The sequence below is a fragment of the Nitratidesulfovibrio sp. 1201_IL3209 genome (assembly GCF_036763125.1).
Taxonomy (GTDB): domain Bacteria; phylum Desulfobacterota; class Desulfovibrionia; order Desulfovibrionales; family Desulfovibrionaceae; genus Cupidesulfovibrio.
In genome coordinates this window covers 1-18,279 of sequence record NZ_JBAIYT010000048.1, presented here as the reverse complement: position 1 = coordinate 18,279, position 18,279 = coordinate 1, and the positions used below count along the sequence as shown (strand labels likewise).

Sequence of the window (18,279 nt, the reverse complement as noted above, 5' to 3'; positions counted from 1 at the left end):
GCATCCATGGAGGAGGGGGTACACCCGATCCCATTCCGAACTCGGAAGTTAAGCCCTCCATCGCCGATGATACTGCGTATTCGTGCGTGGGAAAGTAGGCCGATGCCAGCACTTTTTCTTTCCGGGAACTGCGTCAACCGCACGCTCCCAACCGCTTCCCCACGCAAGGCCCCGATGTGAAAACATCGGGGCCTGCGTGCGTTTGCGGGGATGGGGGGGCGTACCTTGGCGGAAAGGGCGGAACGGCGTCCTACCGGTTCTTCCTGCGCCATTCCCACGGTGGGGTGGGGTTGCGGGTCTTCCACAGGCCGATGTTGGTCTCTCGGGCCTTGCTGGCGGTCAGGTACCAGGAAAGGCAGGGGTAGGGTAGGCGGCAGTATTCGCCATAGAACCAGGCCTGTCCGGCGCGCAGCATGTCGCCATTGATGTCGTTGCTGACATCGTTGCTGACGTCGTTGCTGATGCTGCTGGTGGCGGTGGGGGCAAGCTCCGGCGGCAGGGTTGCGTCGGATCGGTTTCCGGCCGCATTCAGGCGGGACCTGCCCCCCGAGGAAGATGCGGCATCGCCTGCGGCCTTGCCTGCATCCGTCGCCCTGCCGGTGTCACCCTTGCTCCACGGAAAAGGGGACGTGCGCACGTGGGCCACGTCGCGGTCGTAGGCATCGCGGTCGATGGTCACGAGGTACACCGTGCGCCCCATGACCATGCGCATCAGCACGGAGCGGGCCTGTTCGCCGCCGCGCTGGTGCAGTTCCGGGGCATCGATGCCGTACAGCCGCACGCGCACGTCGTTGTCCTGCCCGTCGCGCACCACGATGGTGTCGCCGTCGGGCACGGCGACCACCCGGCCCTGCCAGGGTTCCAGCCCGGCCAGTGTCCAGACGACCAGCACAAGCAGCAGGCCCAACAGCGCGCGTGGGCGGACCAGCATGCGCCACGGGACGCTGCGCGGCAGGCGCGGGAAGGAAGAGCGTCCGGACCTCCGGGGCCGTCGGGACGGAAAGGACGCGGGCAGGCGCATGCGGATCAGTTTCCGGCCCGCAAGACGTCCAGTTCGCGCTCCACCACTGGCAGCATGCGCTCCACGATGACCTGCACTCCCTTGGGGTTGGGGTGCATGCCGTCGGGCAGGTTCAGCGAACGGTCCAGGGCCACCCCGTCCAGAAAGAACGGGTACAGCGTCAGGCCGTACTGCTTCGCCAGTTCCGGGTACACCGCGTCGAAGCGGCGGATGTAGTCGGGGCCGAGGTTGCGGGGGGCACGCATGCCCGCCAGCAGTACCCGCACGCCGCGTTTGCGGCAGGCCTCGATGATGGCGGCCAGGTTGCGGCGCAGGTCGTCCACCGGCAGGCCGCGCAGGGCGTCGTTGGCGCCCAGTTCCAGGATCAGCAGGTCCGGCTTGTCGTCCAGCGACCACTCCACGCGGGCGAGCCCGCCGGCGGAGGTGTCGCCGGACACCCCGGCGTTGGTGACGCGCACCGGCCGCCCCTTGGCGTGCAGCGCGGCTCCGAGCATCTCCGGGAAGGCCTCGCCCGGCCCCAGGCCGTAGCCCGCCACCAGACTGTCGCCCAGCACGAGGATATGCGGTATGGAGGAGTTGCCGCCGTCGTTTGCGGCCCGTGCCGACGTCGCGGGCGCAAGCACCGGCAGGGCGCACAGCGCAAGCGCCAGAACCATCCACCGCGCCGGGGCCAGAGCCCGGCCCCTACCCCAGCCGCCAAAGGTGATTCGCGTGACAGATCCGATCATTGTGCTCTCCGACATACATCTCAACCTAGTGGGCGGTTCCGGCCAGGTCAACATCCTGCGGGGGGTGAATCTTTCCGTGGACGCCGGGGAAACCGTGGCCATCGTGGGGCCGTCCGGCTCGGGCAAGACCACCACCCTGATGATCATGGCCGGACTGGAGCGGCCCAGCAGCGGTGCGGTACAGGTGGCCGGGCACGACCTGAACGCCATGGACGAGGACGCGCTGGCCCGGTTCCGCCGGGCGCATCTGGGCATCGTGTTCCAGTCGTTCCATCTGGTGCCCACCATGACCGCGCTGGAAAACGCCGCCCTGCCGCTGGAATTTTCCCATGCCCCGGACGCCCGCGACCGGGCCCTGGCCGCCCTGGCCGCCGTGGGGCTGGAGGGCCGAGCCCGGCACTATCCGGCCGAGCTTTCCGGCGGCGAGCAGCAGCGCGTGGCCCTGGCGCGGGCCTTTGCCTCCGCCCCGCGCGTGATCCTGGCCGACGAGCCCACCGGCAACCTGGACACCGAAACCGGGCGCCGGGTCATCGAGCATTTGTTCCGCCTACGCGAGGAGCAGGCCACCACGCTGGTGCTCATCACCCACGACCGGGAACTGGCCGCCCAGTGCGGGCGCCAGGTGCGCATGGAGGACGGGCGGCTGCGCGAGGACGGGGCGGCCGTGTCCCCAGCCGCGCACATGCCGGACGGGTCGCCGAGCGCCATCCCCGGCGACGCGGGGCGCGCATGATCACCGCGCGCGACCTTGGCCTGGCCTTTCGGCTGGCCCTGCGCGAACTGCGCTCGGGCCAGCGGCGGCTGGCGGTGTTTCTGGGGTGCATGTTCCTGGGGGTGTTCGCCATTGCCGCCGTGGGTTCGGTGTCCGAGGCGGTGCGGGCGGGACTTGCGCGCGACGCGCGGGCGCTGCTGGGCGGCGACGCGTCGGTGGAATTTGCCACGCAGCAGCCCTCGGACGATGAACTGGCCTGGCTGTCCGCGCGCGGCACGGTGAGCCGGGTGATCTCGCTGCGCGGCATGGCCCGGTCCGTATCGGACGACACCGCCATGGTGGCGCTGAAGGGCGTGGACGGGGCCTATCCCCTGTACGGCGCGGTGACCCTGGACCCGCCCCTGCCGCTGGCCACGGCGCTGGGCGACGGCCCGGCGGTTAATGGCCAGTCCGGCGACGGCACTCTCCTGCCTGGTGTCGTGGTGGACCCGCTGCTGCTGGAACGCTTCGGCGTGCGGGTGGGAGACGTGATCACCGTGGGGACGCAGCGCTTCCGCATCGCCGCCGCGCTGCTGGGCGAGCCGGACCGGGTGGTGCAGGGCATCACCTACGGGCCGCGCGTGCTCATGTCCTTGCAGGGGCTGGACCGCACCGGCCTGCTGGTGCCCGGCACCCTGCTGACCAGCGGGGCGCGGGTGCGCCTGCCCGGCCCCGCCGCGACGCCCGGCGCTTCTACCTCCGGCGCGCTGCTTCGCTCCGCCGACGAGGCCACGGTGGCCGGCTTCGTCGCGGCGGCCCGGACGGCCTTTCCCGACGCCGGGTGGCGCGTGGAATCGTACAGCCGCGCCGTGCCGCGCATCCGCAACCTGCTGGACCGGGTGGACACCGACCTCATGCTCATCGGCATCGCCGCGCTGCTGGTGGGCGGCCTTGGCATCGCGGAGGCGGTGCGCGGGTACCTTGCCAGCCGCATGGCCTCCATCGCCACGCTGAAGTGCGTGGGCGGCGGCGTGGCCACGGTGCTGTGGACCTACCTGTTCCAGATCCTGCTCATCGGCGGCGCGGGCATCGCGGCCGGGTGCGCCCTGGGCGCGGCCGTGCCGCCGCTGGCCGCCGGGCTGACCGGGCAGCTGATTCCCGTGCCGTTGGACGCGTCCGTCCATGCCGCGCCCCTGCTGCGCGCGGCCCTGCTGGGCCTGGCCATCCTGCTGGCCTTTTCGCTGCGGCCGCTGCTGCTGGCCGGGGCGGTGCGCCCGGCCACCCTGTTCCGGGGCTATGTGGCGGGCGGCGGCAACGGGCTGACTCCGGCCGGGCGGGTGCTGGTGGGGCTGGGCTTTACCGTGCTGGCCTGGCTGGTGTGGCTGTTCACGCCCGACGCGCGGCTGGCCTGGGGCTTCATGGCCGGGTGCGCGGGGTGCTTCGCGGTGTTCCGCGTGGTGGCCTGGGGCCTGCGGGCCGGGGCGCGCCGCGCGCCCCACGCGGGCAATCCCAGCGTGCGGCTAGGGCTGGCGTCCATCCACCGGCCGGGCGCGCCCACGGTGAACATGGTCTTCGCCCTGGGGCTGGGGCTCACCGCGCTGGTGGGCATCGCCCAGGTGGAGCGCAACCTCAGCGCGTCCCTGGCCCGCGACCTGTCGCGCGACGCCCCGGCGTTCTTCTTCATCAACGTGCTGCCCGGCCAGGTGGCGGAATTCGAGGAATTGGGCCACGCGTCCGGCGTCACGATGGGCGTCACCCGCATCGACCGCGCCCCCATGGTGCGCGGGCGCATCGTGCGCATCAAGGGGGTGCCGGTGCAGGAGGTGGCCGTGGCCCCCGACGCCCAGTGGGCCGTGCGCGGCGACCGGGGCCTGAGCCACGCGGCCACGCCCCCGCCGGACACGGAACTGACGGCGGGGGCGTGGTGGCCGCCCGACTACAGCGGGCCGCCGATCCTCTCGCTGTCGGACGACCTGGCGCGCGGCTTCGGCGTCACCGTGGGCGACAGCCTGACCTTCAACATCCTGGGCCGCGAGGTGACCGCCACCATCGCCAACGTGCGCAAGGTGGACTGGATGACCTTCCAGTTGCAGTTCGCCGTGCTGTTCGCGCCCGGCCTGCTGGACCGCGCCCCGGCCACCTGGGTGGTGACGGCCTACGGCACCGGCGCGGGCATGGACGGCCTGTACCGCACGGTGACGGCGGCGCATCCCAACGTCACGGCCATCAGCATGCGCGAGATTCTGGCCGAGGTGCGCGTGCTCATGGAACGCATGGGGGTAATGTTCCGGGCCATGGCCGGGGTGATGCTGGCCACGGGCCTGATGGTGGTGGCCGGGGCCATCCTGGCCGACCGGCAGCGGCGCATCTACGACGCGGTGATCTACAAGGTGTGCGGGGCCACCCGGCGCGACATCCTGCTGGCCCTGGTCACGGAATTCCTGACCACCGGCCTGGTCACCGGGCTGTTCAGCGCGGGCACGGGCACCCTGGCCGCATGGGCCGCCGTGCGCGGTCTGCTGAAACTGCCCTTTGCCGTGTACCCCGGCGTGGTGGCGGGCACGGTGGCCGCGTGCGTGGCCTTTGCCTTGGTGTTCGGCCTGGCGGGCACGGCGCGCGCTCTGAAGGAGAAGCCCGCGTCGTATTTGCGGAACGAGTAGGCGGAACGAGCAGGAAAGAACGCCGTCCGGCGCGCCGAGCCGGAAACGGAAAAGGCCCCACGGATGTCTCCGTGGGGCCTTCGTCCTCGTGGTGGGTCGTGCGGGGATCGAACCTGCGACTCTCTGCTTAAAAGGCTAAGCGGTTATCTCCGGTATAGCCGGGTATTTCCCGGCATTCCTTGATTCATCGGGACTCACCGTATCGTCTCGAAACGGTGTGTTGCGGCATGAACCTGCCGCGAACTTTGCACGCCACTTTACACTCGGGGTGGCGGCATGAGGACACGGCCTCCCCCGCGTCTGGCTCCGCCTCCGCCAAAACCCCGCGCCCGCGGTTCGAGTCGCTCCCGTTCCCCCGCGCCACAAGGACGTCATTCCCCGCACCGCCGACGACGCGCCGGACTACGACTTCCTGGCCGACATGGCCCGCGACGACATCGCCACCGAACGCCAATGGGCATGGGACTGCGTGCGCGGCAAGGACACCCATCACGGCTGCAAGGTGTACGACCCCGGCCACAAGGACGCCCCGCCCTTGCTGGAGCCGTGGGGGGCCATGCACCTTGGTGAATACTCGGTGTGCGGGCAGCGCAGTTGCCGCGTCACCTCCCTCCGGCCGTGGTCGGACGCGGCGCGGGAACGTATGCACAAGTGCAGGTGCGGACACACCTTCAAGAGCGTGCAGGGGAGGTAGTTGCCGGAATGCCGGACGGCTGATAACGGCTTGCCGAAAAGGAGGCGTGCCGTGAAGACGTTCAGGTGTTGTGTGTTGCTGTTTTTTTCAGTGATGCTTTTGGGTTGCAATACAAGTGACGTGGCGCAGGAAAACGCCCGTCTCACGCAGGAGTTGAGCGCATTGACGTCCGAACGCGATAGTCTTGCGGAGCGGGTATCCGAACTGGGAAAGGAACTGTCGGCGCTCAGGTCGGAACTGGATGAAATCAAGCATGGCGCGGGAAGGCTTCTTTCGGATGGGGAACGCCATCTTTCGGACAAGAACATCTCCGATGCGGAAAAAGCCTTTTCCTACATTCTGGGGAAGCACCCGACGTCGAAGGAAGCCGATGTCGCCAGGGCGCATCTCAAGAAGATATCCGAAGACAGGGAGCGACAGGAGCGGGAGAAGGCGGAAAGAATCAACAACTCCCTTGATTTCATGCGGGTCACAACGGACAAGGTCGAGGGGATAACGTGGTATACCCCAAAGAAGGCCCTTGGAGGCTACGGTGAAACGTTGTCGCCCTTGATCTTGTATGTCGGAAAGAAGTCTGAACCGTGGTTGAGAATGAAGCTTTTTTACAAGTCGGACAATTGGCTTTTTGTGGACAAGGCCATCGCATATATTGACGGCGTGAAGCATGCGATATCCGGGGATATGTTCGAACGGGATCATACAGGTGGAACAATATGGGAGGTGTCTGACGTATCTCCGACAAGTGTTGATTTATACGTACTGCGCGAGATCATAAAATCAAAGGAAACCATAATCAGATTTTATGGAAAGCAATACCACAACGATAGAAAGATGACGCCTGCCTTCAAGAAGGCGCTTCAGGAAGCACTGGATGCATATGAGGTATTGGGCGGAAGTATGGAGAGATATCAATAACCTTGGGAAGGTTTCCGTATGGACATCATTTTCGCGGTATTGCTGGTTCTTTGCGCGGGGGTTGCGGGACTGGAGGCCGTCACCATCGGCATGGCGGCCCAATCCGCCATGCACCAGATTTATGCGGCGCTGTGGGGGGTTGCGTTCGTCTGCGCGCTGGCCGGGGTGGGCATCATCAGCGCGGTGCGCGGCGCGGCGAAGCGGCTGGATGACCAGATAGACCGGGTCATCGCCGTGCAGGTGAAGTGCATCCCCAAGCGGGACGAACCGCAAGGGGAAAATTTGATACCCCCCGCCCCGTAGGGCAATGCTGGCCCTGCGTGCATTCGCGGGGAACTCTCCGCCCCTATCGGAGGGTTCGTCGTCTCTGGCGACGATCATGACCATACCCGTGAATTGACACCCGTGGTGCATCCATCGGGCGGCAGTCCGGGCCACAAGGTTCCCTGTACCGTGAGGTGCGGGGGCGCTCTTCAAAGCGTACGCAAACCTTGTGCCCCTTTTTGCGTGGAGGGGGCACCGAAAGCGTAACGAGGAGACCCGCTATGAACGGAGAAGGTGCTCACGCATACTTCGCCACGCCAAACCGGACAAGCGACTTTTCAAAAACTTTGCACGAAGCGAAACGGGCAGCTATGGTATTGTCCATAACTGCCCGTATTCATATGGTGGGTCGTGCGGGGATCGAACCTGCGACTCTCTGCTTAAAAGGCAGATACTCTACCGGCTGAGTTAACGACCCGAAAGGGAACGGTCCTATACGACCTGTGACGGCCTCGTGTCAAGATTGCCGGGGCGTCCCGCCGTGCGCCGCGCCCAACGTTGCGCCGGCCGCCGGGGCTACCCGGCCGCCACCCGCTCCATGCCGCCCATGTACGGGCGCAGCACTTCGGGAATAACCACCGAGCCGTCTTCCTGCTGGTAGTTTTCGATGACGGCCACCAGGGCGCGGCCCACGGCCAGGCCCGAGCCGTTCAGGGTGTGCGCGAACTCGGGCTTGCCGCCGCCCGCCGGGCGGAAGCGGATGCCCGCGCGGCGCGCCTGGAAGTCGCCGCAGTTGGAGCACGACGAGATCTCGCGGTAGGCGTTCTGGCCGGGCAGCCAGACCTCGATGTCGTAGGTCTTGGCCGCCGAGAAGCCCATGTCGCCGGTGCACAGGGTGATCACCCGGTAGGGCAGGCCCAGGCGCTGCAACAACACTTCGGCGTGGCCGCGCATCCTTTCCAGTTCGTCGAACGAACGCTCCGGATGGGCAAAGCGCACCATCTCCACCTTGGTGAACTGGTGCTGGCGGATCAGGCCGCGCGTGTCCTTGCCGTAGCTGCCCGCCTCGGAGCGGAAGCACGGGGTCATGGCCGCGTAGCCCATGGGCAGTTGCGCCTCGTCCAGCATTTCGTCCGCGTGCAGGTTGGTCAGCGGCACTTCGGCCGTGGGAATCAGGAAGTAGTCCCACCCTTCGAGCTTGAACAGGTCTTCCTCGAACTTGGGCAGCTGGCCGGTGCCAGTCATGGTCTTGCGGTTGACCATGAACGGCGGGATGATTTCCACGTAGCCGTGCTCGGTGACGTGGGTGTCCAGGAAGAAGTTGGCCAGGGCGCGTTCCAGCCGGGCCGCCCAGGTGCGGTACACGGCAAAGCGGCTGCCCGCCAGCTTGCCCGCGCGCTCGAAGTCCAGCCCGCCAAGGGCGGTGCCGATCTCCCAGTGTTCCTTCGGGGTGAAGGAGAAGGCGCGGGGTTCGCCCCAGCGCAGCACTTCGGGGTTGTCGGCCTCGCTGCGGCCGAAGGGCACGGAGGCGTCGGGAATATTGGGCACGGCCAGCAGCCAGTCGTTGACGGCGGCCTTCACCTCTTCGGTCTCGCGGTCCAGGTCCTTGATGCGGTCGGACAGCGCGGACAGACGTTCCAGCAGCGGGGCGGCGTCTTCGCCCGCGCGCTTCATGCGGGCCACCTCGCCCGAAGCCTTGTTGCGTTCGCCCTTCAGGGCTTCCACCTCGGCCAGCAGGGCGCGGCGGCGTTCGTCCAGGGCGGTGAATTCGGCCATGTCGAGCGACGAGCCCCGGTCGGCCAGGGCCTTGGCCACCACTTCGGGGCTGCGCTGGAGCAGCTTGAGATCGAGCATGCGGGGGTTCTCCTTGTGGAAAAAAGACGACGGAGAATACCCGCATCCCGCGAAGGGCGTCAACACGCGCGTCCTGACGGGTGGGGCGGCGGGGCGGCAGGTGGCTGGGGCCGGTCGTGCGGGAAGGAAGGCGGGTGATGATGTCGGGGGATGTGCCGGAGCGCCCGGTGACGTACCGGCGGCGCTGGCGGACGTTGGCGGACGATGGCGGGGGAACGCTGCGGGTCGCGCCCACTGGTGGCCGGAAAAAGCGGAACCGTGCGGCTCTTTCCAGAGGGCGGCGCTTTTCGGGCCACCCCGACGGAGGGCGGCGAGACCCTGCCGTCAGGCTGTCCCCGTGCGCCGGGCCGGATGGCCTGAAGCCGGACGTCCGACCGGCGTGCGCGCGGGGGCGGACGCCGGTCAGTTGTCGGACATGACCTCGGTGGCGGCGCGCATCTGTTCGGGATGCAGTTCGCGCAGGTAGTCGATGAGGGTGGGGTAGTCCTCGTCGTAGACCATCTCGTCGCTGTCGTCCCGGGCGTAGAAACCCGCCCAGGCGGGACCGCGCAGCGAGGCGGGCAGGCCTTCGCGCGATTCGTCGGTAAGCCACACCACCACGTTGGCGCCCTTGCGGACCATGGCACGGGTGAACGCGGGCACGCCGCGCGGGGTCAGCGCGATGACGTAGCCCAGCGCCAGCAGGATGCGGTGGGCGCGGGTGCGAGAGTCCTGGATGCGGCCGATCTTCTTCAGCCGGTTGCGGAACAGGGCCGCCTCGCTGTCCTTGCGAGGCTGGATGTCCTGCCGCGTCACGGGGATGCTGGAATGACGGGCGGGCATTTGTGAAACCTCCATCAGAGAGTGTATCCGTCCCGGCTGGTTCCGGGCGCTGTTTGATTGAACAGCCTACATGGTTGCGCTGTCAATCATTATCTTCACTATGGGAGTTGAGATGGCCCATGTCAATGGTGAGAGTGGAAGCTCAGTGAGGCGGGGTGGGGGTAGAATTTTTTGAATTCGGCCCCTGCGGGCCTGCTCCGGCTGGATGAGCGCTCGCCCAATGTCTTGTGAAATAAGGAATTATCAGCAAGTCCGGGATGGGTCGCTCGTGCCTGGCGGGTCGGAGCGGAATGGTCGGAAAAAATGTCTGAGCAAACAGTGTATGTAGTGTCGGGCGGGCGGGGTTCAATTTTTTAAACTGCGAAAGGCGCCCTTTTGCCCGGCGAACCAGTGGGATGGAGCCGTAACGTTGTAGGCTTGCTGGATAAAAATGAAACACCGCCCGGCGGGGCGGTGTTGGCACGCGGGTTGCTATAACCCGGATACCTTCCTTTCTTTTGCAGACAGCTTTTCCTCCAGAACGGCTTGCGGGCGGTCCGCAAGCCGTTCTGCGTTGTGGCGGGACGTTTCCGGACAGCGGGCCGTGCCGTGCGGCACAGGGGACGGCTCGCGCCCTGCGGCGCGGGGGCGTCAGCGCAGCACGGCCTTGTTGACCAGGTTGGCCACGGCGCGCGCCGCGTCCTCGTCCACGTCCACGTACTTCAGGCCCAGCAGGTAGCCCCCGGCGGAGTATTCCACCCGGATCACCTCCGCGATGGCCTGGAGGTACTGGTCGGCGTCGTTTTCGTACACCTTGAAGAACCCCGGCGAATACTTGTTCAGCGTGGGAATGTGCACGCGCACCTGCAACTTGGCCCCCGGCTCGAACTTGCGGGGACTGTGCACGCTGAGGCCGCCGGCGCTGATGTCGCAGCACTGCGTCTCGAACCGGCCCTGGCTGGAAGGGGGAAACCTGATCTCGCTGGCCTCGACGGGAAAGGGCTTGGGAAGCCTGCAATGCTTGCGCCGGTCGCTGGTGGAGTCTGTCATGGTCCCGAAGTCTCCTGGCGGGGGTGGAAATGAGGCCGGGGCGCGCGGTTCCTGCCGCCGCCCTTGCAGGCGGGCGGCGATGCTCCTGTGGGTCTCCGGCCCGAGCCATGCGGCAAGGGTAGCACACGCGGGGGTACCGCGCCACCCCGCGCCATGCCGGGCCGGAACATGGTGCAGATCCGTGTGGTGACCACCCGTGCACAAAGAAGTAAGCGGTCATTGACTTTCCGGGGCAAAGGATTATCAGGGCGGAAACCACACCCGTTACGGAGGAATTCTGTCCATGCTCAAGATCGCCCTGCCCTCGCGAGACGGCGTCATTGACGAACATTTCGGCCACTGCGAGTATTATACCCTGCTGACGGTGGACGAGACCCGCAACATTGTGAAAGAAGAGCGCCTGACGCCGCCCCCCGGCTGCGGGTGCAAGTCGAACATCGTGCCCATTCTGGTGGACCTTGGCGTCAGCGTCCTGGTGGGCGGCAACATGGGCGAAGGCGCCGTGATGACGCTGCGCCGCCACGGCATCGACGTGGTGCGCGGGGCGTCCGGCCCGGTGCATGAAGCCGCCCGGAGCTGGCTGGAGGGCCGCCTGGCCGACCGGCAGGAACTGTGCACATCCCACGGCCATCACGGCTGCGGTAACCATTAGCGGCACGCCGACGGGCTTCGCGGGGCGAAGCGTCGGGCGGCGGGCCGAAGGATCGACCCACATGTCCGAGACCACGCTTTGCCCCTGCGGCTCCGGCCTTGCGCTGGACGCCTGCTGCGGCCCCTACGTGCGCGGCGAAAAGCCCGCGCCCACGGCGGAAGCGCTGATGCGTTCGCGCTACTCCGCCCACTGCCTGCACGCCTTCGACTATCTGGACACCTCCACCCACCCGGCCATGCGCGAGGAAGTCAGCGTCGACGAGATGCGCGCCTGGTCCGAAGCCGTGGAATGGAAGGGCCTGGAAGTCCTTTCCGTGAAGGGCGGCCAGCCCGGCGACGAGACCGGCGAGGTCTCGTTCGTGGCCCATTACGTGCTGGGCGGCGTGCCTCAGGAACTGCGCGAGGACAGCTTCTTCCGCAGCGAGGACGGGGTGTGGTACTACGCCGACGGCCTGGTGCACGGGCAGGAGCCCTTCCGCCGCGAGGCCCCCAAGGTGGGCCGCAACGAGCCCTGTCCCTGCGGCAGCGGCAGGAAGTTCAAGAAGTGCTGCGGCAAGTAAACTGATCACCGTTTGATTTCGTGCGCCGGGGATGGAGGGAGAGCCTTCCGTCCCCGGCGTTCGCATTTGCGGGCGCGCGGCCGTCCCGTCCGGCGGCCTTTTTCCTGCCTGCGTGGCGTGCGTCCCCGTTTCCCCGCCCCCCTTGCCCTTCACCCCGGTATCTGCTTTGCTCCGCGCAACAACGGAGCATCGCCCATGCGCACCTTCCTGTTCGTTCCGCCGCTGCCCCGCATGACCGGGGGCCTCGCCGTGCTGTACCGCGTGGCCGCGCACCTGCATGCCGCCGGGTACCCGGTGTTTCTCGTCCCGCGCGAAGGGGGCGCGCCGGGGCTCGACCCGGCTGATCAGGCTGGTCCTCCCGCGCCCTCCGCGCCCCCTGCTCCGGTGATGGGCTGGGACGAGGCGGCGGCCACGCTGACCCCGCGCGACGTGTGGCTGGTGCCGGAAGGCTGGGTCAACGCGCTGGCCCCCGGCTTGCGCGCGGGGGCGCGCTGCGTGGTGTACGTGCAGAACTGGGCGTACCTGCTGTCCGCGCTGCCGCCGGGCGTGGCCTGGCCGCAACTGGACGTGTCGTTCCTGGCCGTGTCCGACCCGGTGGCCTGGTACACCCGCGAGGTGACCGGGCGTGAGGCCCCGGTGCTGCGCCCCGGCATCGACCTTGCGCTGTTCCGTCCGGCGTGGACGGATGGAGAGGATGGAAGAGACGGCGAGGGCGACGGGGCCGTACCCGATGGCCCCGCGCAGGGGCCGGTGCGCATCGCCTGGATGCCGCGCAAGAATCGCGCCCTGGCCCAGCAGGTGCGCGACCTGCTGGCCGCCCGGCTGGCGCTTGCCACGTCGCGCGGCGAACCCTCCGTTGACGTGGAGTGGCGCGAGATCCACGGCCGCACCCAGGCCGAGGTGGCGGAACTGTTGCGAGCTTCGCACGTGTTCCTGGCCACGGGCTTTCCCGAGGGCTGCCCCCTGCCCCCGCTGGAGGCCATGGCCAGCGGCTGCCTGCTGGTGGGCTTCGCCGGGTTCGGCGGGTGGGACTACATGCACCAGGCCCTGCCCGGCGGGGTGACCCCGTGGTGGACGGCGACCACCCCCGGAGAAGGACCGGCGGGCGGTCATGCCCATGGGGCGGGCGCTGGCGGCATGGACTTGCCCCCCAACGGCTACATCGCCGCCGACGCCGACGTGGTGGCCGCCGGGCTGGCCCTGGAACGGGCCGTGCGCCTTGCGGCCACGGGCGGGCCGGAACTGGCCGCGCTGCGCCGGGCTGGCCTGACCACGGCGCGGGCCTGCTCGCTGGAACGCCAGCGCGAGGCGGTGCTGGCCCTGTGGGCGCGGGCGGCCGCAGGGGAGTTGTTCCCCCCGGCGCGGAACTGAACGCGCCGCCGGGCGAACCATCCCTTTCCGCGCTGTCGTCGCCAGCTTCGGCGCGGCGTGCTTTCCGCCCGCCTCTGCCACTGGACAGGCGCCCCGCGAGGGCGCATCTATCCCGTGCATCCGACGAACGTTTCGTGACGCGCGCCCGTGTCCGGCCCAGGCCGCCCGCCGCGCCGCCCGCGTGCGCGTCATCACCATAAGGAATCCGCATCATGTCCAAGAAGAAACCGGAGCGCCCCGCGCCGGAAAGCCTGGGGCTGCCCTGTACCGGCGTGGAGTCGCACGCCCACCTCGACGGCGACGAGTTCGACGCCGACCGCGAGGCCATGCTGGACCGTGCCCGCGCCGCCGGGGTGGCGCTGCTCGGCAACGTGTTCCTGGGGCCGGAACGATGGGCGGCCAACCGCCACCTGTTCGCGCACCGGCCCGAGGTGTTCTTTTTGCTCGGCATCCATCCCTGCGAGGCGCAGGCCTGCGACGCTGCGGCACTGGCCGCCATGCGCGACGCCTTTGCGCGGGACGATCGCCTGCGCGCCGTGGGCGAGATCGGCCTGGATTTCTACTGGGACGACTGCCCGCCCGACGTGCAGCGCGCGGCCTTCCGCGCCCAACTGGCCATGGCCCGCGACGTGGGGCGGCCGGTGGTCATCCATTCGCGCGACGCCTTCGACGACACCATGCGGGTGCTGGAGGAGGAGGGCTTTGCCGGCTATCCGCTGCTGTGGCACTGCTTCGGCGGCGACGCGGCGCAGGCCGCGCGCATCGTGGCGCACGGCTGGCACGTCTCGCTGCCCGGCCCGGTCAGCTACCCGGCCAACGAACCCCTGCGCGAGGCCGCGCGCGCGCTGCCGCTGGACCGGCTGCTGCTGGAAACCGACTGCCCGTACCTGTCGCCGGTGCCGTATCGCGGCAAGCGCAACGAGCCCGCGTACATGGTGTTCACCGCCCAGGCCGTGGCCCTGGCGCGGGGCATGGACACCGCCGAACTGTGGACGGTGGCCGGGGAGAACGCCCGGCGGTTTTTCGGGGTATAGCGGGGCCCACAGCCGCTTGCCGCGTTCCGGGATGCCCGGACCTTTGTGACGGCGCACCGCCGCCGGGGAGGCTCCATGGACCATGATCCGCAACGGGACGGTGACCGCCCCCCAATCGGTGACACCCCGGACGGCCGCACCCCAACCGGTGACACCTCGGACAGTCGCACCCCAGACGGCCGCACTCCTGACGAAATCCGCCGCTTCGACCGGGCGCTGGCCCTGTTCGAGGCCGGGGCGTGGTTCACCTGCCACGAGGTGTTGGAACATCTGTGGCTGGACGAGACCCGGCCCGAGCGCGACGTGTACAAGGGCATTTTGCAGATTGCCGTGGGCCTGCTGCACGCGGAGAACGGCAACCACGCCGGGGCGCTGCGTTTGCTGGAACGCGGGGCCGGGCATCTTGTCCCGTTCCTGCCCGCGCGGTTCGGGGTGGATCTGGCGACCCTGAGCGACGAAGCCCTGCGCCTGCGCGCCGCGCTGGCCGCATTGCCGCCGGGCCAGCGGCTGGACGCGGAGCGATGGAAGGAATTGCTGCCGCGCGTGCGGCGGGCGGGCTGAGTGGCGGACAACGAAAACGCCGGACACGCGAGTGCCCGGCGTTGGTCATTTTCGATGGGGAGTTGCGCGGGGCCGCGTTCGGTATCGCCCCTTTTCCGGCCCGCTCAGGCCCGCTCAGTCCGTGATCCCCGACGTGTGCCCGAAGCCTTCCAGCAGCCGCGCGATGAACCGGTCCACCAGCGCCTGCTCCGGCAGGCCGGTGACGCAGGCGTTGTCCAGCATGCGCGCCGCAAGGCCGGGCAGGGCGGGCACGCCCACCCGCGCGGCGGGCAGCCCGGACAGTTCCGGGGTATCGGGAAGATTCGGCAATCGGGGCAGGCGATCGTCCTCCGCGCAGGCGGCGCACGGTTCCTGTGGGGAGAGTGGCAGCCGGTTCAGGGCCAGCACCTGCCGGTGCAGGCCTAGGCCGTGCGCCAGCCAGGCGATGTCCGCCGCCGTTTCCAGGCTGCGCAGCCCCGGTTCGCTGACCACCGCCAGTCCGTCCACTGCCGCCACGGTGCCCCGGCCAAGGTGTTCCACCCCGGCTTCCAGGTCCACCAGCACCCATTCGCGCCGGTCGTGCACCAGATGGGCCAGCAGCGCTTTCAGCAGGGCGTTGGCCTCGCACGCGCAGCCGCCCCCGGCCCCGGCCACCGATCCCATGACCAGCAGCCGTTTGCGCCCCGGTGCCACGCCCGGCGTGGCGGGGCCGCCGATAGGCACGTCCACCGCCAGCGCCTCGGGCAGGTCGCCCACCTCCGGGGTGAGGCTGATCATGCCCGTGCCGATGCGCTGCATGATCAGGTCGTGCCGTTCCACCAGCGGCACCGGCAGCCCGTCGCGCGGCAGGCCCGACGCCCGCCCCAGTGACAGGGCCGTGTCCGCGTCGATCATCCACACGTCGTGCCCGTGCCGGGCCAGATAGTCCGCCGTCCAGGCCGCCAGCGTGGTCTTGCCCGCGCCGCCCTTGCCCGCGAATGCCAGTTTCATGCGTGCCTCCGTGATGCGGGAGGAAATGTCGGCGGCCCCGCCCGGTGCAGGGCCGGGGCAGGGTGTGCCTGCCCCGGCCCGTCCCGGTGCGGGAAGGCGCGGCCACGGGCCGGTGACCGCGCCGCCGGGAAATGGGAACGGCGCGCGCCGGAATGATGCCCGATGCTGCGGACGCGCGCCCGGTATGTCGATGTGCCGTGCGCGGTGCCCGGCTATGCCGAAAGGCCCAGCTTCTTGCGCCGCTCCACGATATGCGCCTCCAGCAGGTCCGCCGCCTTCACCGGGTCCGGCTCCACCATGAACGCCGCGCCCACCAGCCCGTTCAGGCCGTCCACGGCCATGCCGGTGACCACGTCGCTGCCCAGGATGTGGGGCGGCAGGCCGAGGTGGGTGGGAATGCCGCTGGCCACGGCGTACAGGCCGATGGCCGCCGCCTTTTCCGAGTACCACTCCGGCGACGAGGCCCCCACGGGCAGGTCGCTGATGTCCACGCCCAGCGCGTCGGCCAGCAGGCCGCACAATTGCAGGATGCGCGAATTGTCCACGCAGCTGCCCATGTGCAGCACCGGCGGCACGCCCAGGGCCCTGCACACGGCGGAAAGGCCCGGCCCGGCCATGTCGGCGGCTTCCGGCATGAGCAGCCCGGCCTTGCCCGCCGCCGTGGTCACGCAGCCGGTGGCCAGCACCATGATGTCGCGGCGGATGAGTTCCTTGGCCAGCCCCACGTTGCCGGAATCCTGCATGATCTTGGGGTTGTTGCAGCCCACGATGCCCACGAACCCGCGAATCTGCCCGGCCTTCACGGCGTCCAGCAGCGGGGCCGGGGTGCCGCCCAGGGCGGCCAGGATGGCCTCGTTGGAGAAGCCGGTGGTGACGGGCACCGGCTGCACGGGAATGCTCACCCGCGCGGGGTCGCGCCGGGTGAACGCCTCGATGGCCAGCAGCACGATGTCGCGGCACTTTTCCTGCGCGTTGTGGGGGTGCACCTCGATGTGCGTGGCCCCGGTGAACCGGCCCTTGGGCGAGGTGGTCACGAAACGGGTGTGGTAGCAGGCGGCGATGCGCACCAGGCTCGGCATGATGCACTGGTAGTCGGCCACGATGGCGTCGGCCGCGCCGGTGACGATGGCCAGTTCCGTCATCAGGTGGTTGCCCGCCATGGGGATGCCCTGGCGCATCAGCAGTTCGTTGCCGGTGCAGCACAGCCCGGCCACGTTGACGGCGGCGGCCCCGGCGTCGCGGGCGGCCTGCTGCACTTCCGGCTCGCGCGCGGCGGCCAGGATCATTTCCGACACCACGGGGTTGTGGCCGTGCACCAGGATGTTCACGGCGTCCTCGCGCAGCACGCCCAGGTTCACGGTGGCCTGCCGGGGCATGGGGGTGCCGAACAGGATGTCCGAAAGCTCGGTGCCGATCATGGACCCGCCCCAGCCGTCGGCCAGCGCGGTGCGCGCGGCGTGGGTCAGCAGGCTGGCGGGGTCGTTGTCGCAGCCCATGTGGGTGCGGTGCATCATTTCGGCGATTTCGCGGTCCACGCCGCGCGGGGTCATGCCCAGCCTGGCCCACAGTTCGCGGCGGGCCTTGGGCGCGCGCTTCAGGAAGGCCAGTTCGCTGCGGCGGCTGCCGAAGTCGGCGTAGCAGACGTCAACAAGGTCGCGGGCAACGTCCAGGGTGGGGCGGGTGTCCGCGTCGGCCACGCCCAGTTCCCCGGCGATGCGGCGCAGCTTGGCCTCGTCGCGGATGGCGTAGCCGGGGGCGCGGCCTTCCACCACGGCTTCCAGCGTTTCGATGAGGTCGCGGCCGTGGTCCGAGTGCCCGGCGGCCCCGCCCGCGATGAACCGCCCGAAGTTGCGGGCCACGATGACGTCGGCGTCCGCCCCGCACACGCCGTAGCGCATCTTGCCGTCCTTGCGGTTGGCGATGCGGCAGGGGCCCATGACACAGTTGCGGCAGGTGGTGCCCAGTTCGCAGAACTTGCAGTGGGGCGTCTGCTCGCGCAGGCGGTCCCACGCGGTGGGAATGTTCTCGATTTCCGCCTTGCGCAGCATCTGCCGCGCGTCTTCCCACAGGGTGCGCTCGTTGTCGGGTGTTCCGAGATTCATGCCATGCCCTCCCTGGGCCGGGGCCCCGCACGGGGCCGCTGCGGTTGCACCACGTCCGCTGCCGTTTCCCGCGACGCGTGCGGACGCATCCGCCGCCCTCGCGCGTCCTCTCCTGCGCGCGGGCGGCACTGTATGGCGCGAATGTAACGCGGCAGGGCGGTGGAGTATGTCGGCTAGCCGACAGAAGGCGCGAAGTTGCGAAAAAAAGGTGGGGCGGGAAACATTGAGGGAAAAGCTGGGGGAAAGCCGGTGGAGGGAGGACGGGAAAAGACAGGAAAGCCGGGAGGGCCGGTGAAAAACGGGGCGGCGCGGAAAACGCGGTGCGCCACTGTCCGGCAGGGGCAGGGGCGGAG

At 69.0% G+C, this 18,279-nt stretch carries 17 protein-coding genes, 1 tRNA gene and 1 rRNA gene; 11 read left to right on the top strand and 8 right to left on the bottom strand.

The annotated features are described in order from the left end of the window. Positions 1–111 (top strand): 5S ribosomal RNA (gene rrf / locus V6B97_RS16275); the annotation flags it as partial. 139 nt (positions 112–250) lie between these two features. Here rrf and V6B97_RS16270 read toward each other — a convergent pair. Both V6B97_RS16270 and V6B97_RS16265 read right to left on the bottom strand, forming a co-directional pair. Beyond that, complete coding sequence (locus V6B97_RS16270; protein WP_333507578.1) at positions 251–931, bottom strand: thermonuclease family protein; 681 nt, start codon at positions 929–931, stop codon at positions 251–253. A 95-nt stretch (positions 932–1,026) separates the two neighbouring features. Beyond that, entirely contained in the window at positions 1,027–1,677 is a 651-nt protein-coding gene (locus V6B97_RS16265) for an arylesterase (RefSeq protein ID WP_333507577.1), read from the bottom strand. A gap of 46 nt (positions 1,678–1,723) precedes the next feature. Here V6B97_RS16265 and V6B97_RS16260 point away from each other — a divergent pair, with 46 nt between their 5' ends. From V6B97_RS16260 to V6B97_RS16240, 5 genes are all read left to right on the top strand, one after another. After that, the gene (locus V6B97_RS16260) at positions 1,724–2,482 is read left to right on the top strand and encodes an ABC transporter ATP-binding protein (RefSeq protein ID WP_333507576.1); all 759 of its coding nucleotides are present in this window, start codon (positions 1,724–1,726) and stop codon (positions 2,480–2,482) included. Next, positions 2,479–5,100, top strand: coding sequence for an ABC transporter permease (locus V6B97_RS16255; RefSeq protein ID WP_333507575.1), 2,622 nt, complete (start codon positions 2,479–2,481; stop codon positions 5,098–5,100). The genes V6B97_RS16260 and V6B97_RS16255 overlap by 4 nt, the downstream gene beginning before the upstream one ends. A gap of 421 nt (positions 5,101–5,521) precedes the next feature. Next, positions 5,522–5,794, top strand: a complete 273-nt coding sequence (locus V6B97_RS16250; RefSeq protein WP_333507574.1) for a hypothetical protein — start codon at positions 5,522–5,524, stop codon at positions 5,792–5,794. Between the two features lie 51 nt (positions 5,795–5,845). Continuing rightward, positions 5,846–6,709, top strand: a complete 864-nt coding sequence (locus V6B97_RS16245) for a hypothetical protein (protein ID WP_333507573.1) — start codon at positions 5,846–5,848, stop codon at positions 6,707–6,709. Between the two features lie 18 nt (positions 6,710–6,727). Then, positions 6,728–7,012: a hypothetical protein gene (locus V6B97_RS16240; protein WP_333507572.1), complete on the top strand. Its 285-nt coding sequence runs from the start codon at positions 6,728–6,730 to the stop codon at positions 7,010–7,012. Between the two features lie 363 nt (positions 7,013–7,375). Here V6B97_RS16240 and V6B97_RS16235 read toward each other — a convergent pair. The 4 genes from V6B97_RS16235 to V6B97_RS16220 form a co-directional block, all read right to left on the bottom strand. Further along, a tRNA-Lys gene (locus tag V6B97_RS16235) sits at positions 7,376–7,451 on the bottom strand. Between the two features lie 98 nt (positions 7,452–7,549). Beyond that, the gene (gene serS, locus V6B97_RS16230; RefSeq protein ID WP_333507571.1) at positions 7,550–8,827 is read right to left on the bottom strand and encodes a serine--tRNA ligase; all 1,278 of its coding nucleotides are present in this window, start codon (positions 8,825–8,827) and stop codon (positions 7,550–7,552) included. A gap of 402 nt (positions 8,828–9,229) precedes the next feature. Then, positions 9,230–9,664 (bottom strand): hypothetical protein, encoded by a 435-nt coding sequence (locus V6B97_RS16225; protein WP_333507570.1) that lies wholly within the window; start codon positions 9,662–9,664, stop codon positions 9,230–9,232. Between the two features lie 615 nt (positions 9,665–10,279). After that, a complete protein-coding gene (locus V6B97_RS16220) occupies positions 10,280–10,678 on the bottom strand; it encodes a PilZ domain-containing protein (RefSeq protein ID WP_333507569.1) in 399 nt (132 codons plus the stop codon). Between the two features lie 283 nt (positions 10,679–10,961). Here V6B97_RS16220 and V6B97_RS16215 point away from each other — a divergent pair, with 283 nt between their 5' ends. From V6B97_RS16215 to V6B97_RS16195, 5 genes are all read left to right on the top strand, one after another. Beyond that, positions 10,962–11,330 carry a NifB/NifX family molybdenum-iron cluster-binding protein gene (locus V6B97_RS16215; RefSeq protein ID WP_333507568.1) on the top strand — a complete coding sequence of 123 codons (369 nt, stop codon included), beginning with the start codon at positions 10,962–10,964 and terminating at the stop codon, positions 11,328–11,330. Positions 11,331–11,391: 61 nt separating this feature from the next. After that, positions 11,392–11,889 (top strand): YchJ family protein, encoded by a 498-nt coding sequence (locus V6B97_RS16210; RefSeq protein WP_333507567.1) that lies wholly within the window; start codon positions 11,392–11,394, stop codon positions 11,887–11,889. Between the two features lie 195 nt (positions 11,890–12,084). Then, on the top strand, positions 12,085–13,260 hold the full coding sequence (locus tag V6B97_RS16205) for a glycosyltransferase family 1 protein (protein ID WP_333507566.1): 1,176 nt from the start codon (positions 12,085–12,087) through the stop codon (positions 13,258–13,260). Positions 13,261–13,472: 212 nt separating this feature from the next. After that, complete coding sequence (locus tag V6B97_RS16200; protein ID WP_333507565.1) at positions 13,473–14,294, top strand: TatD family hydrolase; 822 nt, start codon at positions 13,473–13,475, stop codon at positions 14,292–14,294. 75 nt (positions 14,295–14,369) lie between these two features. Next, a complete protein-coding gene (locus tag V6B97_RS16195; RefSeq protein ID WP_333507564.1) occupies positions 14,370–14,855 on the top strand; it encodes a DUF309 domain-containing protein in 486 nt (161 codons plus the stop codon). 114 nt (positions 14,856–14,969) lie between these two features. On the opposite strand, the gene V6B97_RS16190 is transcribed toward V6B97_RS16195, so the two are convergent. Both V6B97_RS16190 and cooS read right to left on the bottom strand, forming a co-directional pair. Then, positions 14,970–15,824, bottom strand: coding sequence for an ATP-binding protein (locus V6B97_RS16190; protein WP_333507563.1), 855 nt, complete (start codon positions 15,822–15,824; stop codon positions 14,970–14,972). 212 nt (positions 15,825–16,036) lie between these two features. After that, positions 16,037–17,926 carry an anaerobic carbon-monoxide dehydrogenase catalytic subunit gene (cooS, locus tag V6B97_RS16185; protein ID WP_333507562.1) on the bottom strand — a complete coding sequence of 630 codons (1,890 nt, stop codon included), beginning with the start codon at positions 17,924–17,926 and terminating at the stop codon, positions 16,037–16,039. Positions 17,927–18,279: the final 353 nt, after the last annotated feature.